Origin of the sequence: uncultured Campylobacter sp., from assembly GCF_937949835.1 — a bacterium.
In the GTDB taxonomy this organism is placed as follows: Bacteria; Campylobacterota; Campylobacteria; order Campylobacterales; family Campylobacteraceae; genus Campylobacter_B.
Map to the genome: position 1 here is coordinate 1 of NZ_CALEDC010000324.1, position 4153 is coordinate 4153.

2 protein-coding genes and 2 pseudogenes are annotated in these 4153 nt (G+C 46.7%); all 4 read left to right on the plus strand.

Annotated elements, in window-relative coordinates; translation table 11 throughout:
- A pseudogene (locus Q0256_RS07375) lies at positions 1 to 675 on the plus strand (hypothetical protein); the annotation flags it as partial.
- Between the two features lie 2 nt (positions 676 to 677).
- On the plus strand, positions 678 to 2426 hold the full coding sequence (gene mnmE, locus Q0256_RS07380) for a tRNA uridine-5-carboxymethylaminomethyl(34) synthesis GTPase MnmE (protein ID WP_297961747.1): 1749 nt from the start codon (positions 678 to 680) through the stop codon (positions 2424 to 2426).
- 59 nt (positions 2427 to 2485) lie between these two features.
- A complete protein-coding gene (locus Q0256_RS07385) occupies positions 2486 to 3367 on the plus strand; it encodes a lysophospholipid acyltransferase family protein (RefSeq protein ID WP_297961750.1) in 882 nt (293 codons plus the stop codon).
- Positions 3337 to 4153, plus strand: a pseudogene (locus Q0256_RS07390) (hypothetical protein); the annotation flags it as partial. The gene Q0256_RS07385 and the pseudogene Q0256_RS07390, both read left to right, overlap by 31 nt.

The following is a 4153-nucleotide window of genomic DNA, read 5'->3' on the forward strand; positions in this document are numbered from 1 at the left end:
GTGCGCGTGCTGCAGCATCCAAGCGGTGGGTTTTTAGGCTTTTTTAAAAAAAATGCTATAATAGAAGCGGTTCTCGAAGGGGAGAAATTTAGCGAAAATCCGGAATTTAGCGCCTCTCAAAACAAAACCGGCAAAGCAGAGAAAAAGCAGGGCGATAAATCAGAGCCGCAAAGCCCGCGCACCACGCATTCTAAACATCGCAAAGAAAAGCAAAAGGGCGTTGTGACGGATGAAATTCTATCCGATATCAAAGAGAAGCTATCTGCACTTTTCAGATCAAGCGAGTTTAATATCGAAGTTAGCGATGTTAGCAAAATAGACGAAAATACTGTCTATATCAAGCTGCAAGGCGAGGATAGCGCGCTTTTGATAGGCAAAGAGGGGCACCGCTACAAGGCGCTTTCGTATATGATTTACAACTGGATCAGCATCAGATACGATCTTGCTGTGGTTTTTGAAATCGCGGAATTTTTACAAAATCAAGAACGATTTATCGATTCTTATGTAAATGCGCTCGTGGAGCGCTCCGGAAATGAGCGTATCGTCACGAAGGCTTTTGATGGCGCATTTATCAAAATCGTAGCCGACAAGCTAAAACAAGCATATCCGGATCGTTTCGTGGGCATCAAATCCACGCGTAGCGGCAAAATCGTCATCGTAGACGAAAAAAGCTAATCGTGAGCGAGACTATCGCCGCTATCGCTACGGCTCACGGCATCGGCGGAATTTGCATAATTAGAATTTCGGGCGAGGAAGCGCTATCTATCGCTCTAAGCCTTTCACATCGCAGTTCTTTGCGCCCTCGCTATGCTACGCTTGTGAATCTTTTTGACGTGAGTGGCGAAGCGTTCGGTGAGGCGATTTTGATATATTTTAAAGCTCCGCATAGCTTTACCGGTGAGGATGTCGTAGAAGTGCAGACCCACGGTGGCTTTACGACTTCATCCTTGGCGTTAGATGCCGTGCTGGCTCTGGGTGCGCGCATAGCAAATCCGGGTGAGTTTAGTAAGCGAGCGTTTTTAAACGGTAAAATGGATCTTAGTAAAGCCGAAGCCATAAGCGATCTTATAAATTCTCGCTCACAAAGTGCGGCTAAAGCTTTAGCGCGCAGCCTGCGCGGCGAGCTAGCAGACTTCGTCGCAAATCTGCGCGCGGCTCTGGTTAAGACGTTAGCTTTTGTCGAGGTTTGCATCGACTACGCGGAGGATGATCTGCCTTCTGATGTGCTGCAAAACTCGCAAGAAATGCTTAGCCAAAATATCGCTTCTCTAGAAAAAATCACTCGCATCAGCCGCAGCCGCAAGGGACTAATCGAGGGCTTTAAAGTAGCGATCGTAGGCAAGCCCAATGTCGGTAAATCAAGCATTTTAAATTCTATGCTGAGCTTTAGTCGCGCTATCGTGAGCGACGAAGCGGGCACTACGCGCGATCTCATCGAAGAAAGCCTGCAGATAGGCACTCATCTAATCCGTATAGTCGATACTGCAGGTATCAGACACAGCGGCTCAAAGCTCGAAAGTATCGGCATTTCATATTCGCTTCGCGCTGCAAGCGAGGCGGACGTGATTTTGGCAGTGTTTGACGCAAGCCGCGAATGGGACGCCGAGGACGCGCAGATCCTAAAAATATTGCGCGAACAAAAAGGCAAAAAAATCATCTACGTTTTAAATAAATGCGACTTGCCGCGTAAATTTCATCCTAGCGCGGAGGATCTTGACGAGGATTTAGAGGCTTTTTCTGAAAAAAATTTCGCAGCCGAAAATCCCATATCAGAGAATTTCACAGCCGAAAATTTAAAGCAAAGTCGGACCCGCGACGCTTCTTTAAATTCTTGCGCGCAGAATTTAAAAGCTAAAAATTTAAAACATGACTTAAGCGCGCAAAATTTTACTTCCACAAATTCCGCGCCTACAAGCCAAATAACTCTTGCGAATTCCATAAATCCAAAGGAACAGAATTTCGCCGCAAAAGCGGGACTATCATCGCCAAATACCGAGCGCACTACTGCAAGCTGTGTTGAGAAGAATTTTACGAAAGATGATTCCAAACAAAATTCTGCAAATTCCATCGCGCCTAATAGCTCTGCAATAAATCCCGTTAGGCAAAATACCCAAGCAAATTCCATTTTTGCGCCACTTGAAATTTCTGCAAATGAGGGCGTGGATAAAATTTTAACCGCGCTGCAGAGCTACTTAAATTCTCAAAATTTCGATGGTCTTATGCTAAGCAATGAGCGGCAAATTCTATCTTGCGAGAGCGCGCTTGCGGCTCTTAAAAACGCGAGCGAGCGCCTGGCTTGCGGCGAGCTTGAGCTTTTTGCATTTGAGATAAATCGCGCGATTGAGGCGATTGCACGTATTTCGCGTCCATTTGAGCGAGACGAAATTCTAGATGAAATGTTTAGCAATTTTTGCCTCGGCAAATAGCGTTTTAGCTACTAATTAGCCAAAATTCAATATAATCTCGCATTTAAAACGAGGTCTTTATGAAGGAAAAAATCCAATATTTTTTGGCGCTGGGTCTGATAAAATTTGCAAAATTCGCGCCGAAAAGCTTCATATTCGCATTTTTCGACAAGCTCGCACTTTTTGCATCGTGGAAGCTTAGTAGGCGCGTTAAAGTCGCACAAGACAACCTTCGCGCCGCCTATCCGCAAAAAAGCGAAAGTGAGCTTCACGCTCTTGCGATCGAGAATTTTCGCAGTATCGCTAGGACGCTTACTGATACGCTTTTATTTTACAATGGCAGACTAAAATTTGATGATCTGATTTCAAACAGCGAGCAGGCGCTAGAGCGCGTCCGAAAGCTAAAAGGTGATAATCCGCACGGGATTTTATTTTTTACTGCGCATTTTGGAAATTGGGAAATTCTAGCTAATTTTTTCGGCGCCAATGGCTTTCCTGTCTCGGTAGTCGGGCGTCGCAGTGATAACGAGCTGATCGAAGAGCGGCTCGTGACGCCGTTTCGCGAGCGCTACGGCAACGACCTTATTTACAAGGACGATGCGATGCGCAGGCTCGTGCAGGCGCTAAAGCAGGGGCGCAACGTAGGCATTCTGCCCGATCAAAAGCCGGGCCCTAAAAATAGCCTGATTACGACCTTTTTTGGACGGCAGTGCTACACCACGAAGACCATCGCGTCGCTTTATTTGAAATTTCATCCCGTGCTGATCCCGATCTTTGCGCGGCGCAGCGCGGATAATCGCTACGAGATTGTGATCAAGGACTTTCCGCCGCTACCTGAAGGGCTAAATAAGGACGAAGCCGAGCTGTTTATCACGCAAAAGTGCAACGACATTTTCGAAGAGGTCGTGCGAACCGCGCCGCAGCAGTGGTTTTGGATACACAAACGATGGAAGATGGACTGATGGCGCGGCAAATTCTAAGAGGCGAGAGCAGATGGGGCGTCATAAGAAATTTATCTGCGCCGCAGGGCTCGCGCCTTTTTGCAAAAAAGCAAAGCGTCAAAAATTTAGGCGGTGCCGAGCAAGAAAGTAAAATTTTAAATCCTGAGAGCTCTATGGTGATCGCCGCCGCGCGAGATAGCAAAAATTCGGACTTTAAAAATTTCATATCGATTTGCGGCTGTCCCTCTTGCACTTTGCGGCGTGAAAGCTTTAGCGATAAAAATTTAAGATCGGGCGCTTCGGGCTGGGCGTGGCACGCAGGCGGTGGCTCTTTAAATTTAAACAGCGAAAGCTCCTGCGCAAATCCGCCCGCCGCAAAAAATCCGCATCGAAAAGCGCTCATCTTAAGTGACGGCCGCAAGGGGCACGAGAACCAAAGCATCGCATTTTGCGAGCTAAAAGCGCTTGAGTTTTGCCTTTGTAGGATCGCTTACGCAAACAAGCTTCTTAAACTCTGCTCCTACGTGCTTGATTTTTTCGGGCTTTATTTTAAAATTTTTAAGTGCGACCTCGGTAGGGGCGGCACGGCGACGGACCGTAAAAACGGATCAAATTTAAATAATACCTCTTTAAACAGCCCCGCTGCATCAGATAGCATAAATTTAGATGCCGCGCCGAATGGCACCAATTCAGATGCCGTATCATATAGCGCAAATTTAGACGCTGCATCAGATCGCAATTTAAATTTCGCAGATTTTGATCTGTTCGTAGGCGCGGGCTCTACGACCTATTACGCGCTGAAATTTT

Bases quoted from the DNA above. Each gene is read 5' to 3' on its own strand.
- Q0256_RS07385 (WP_297961750.1), top strand. From the start codon at position 2,486: ATGAAGGAAAAAATCCAATATTTTTTGGCGCTGGGTCTGATAAAATTT.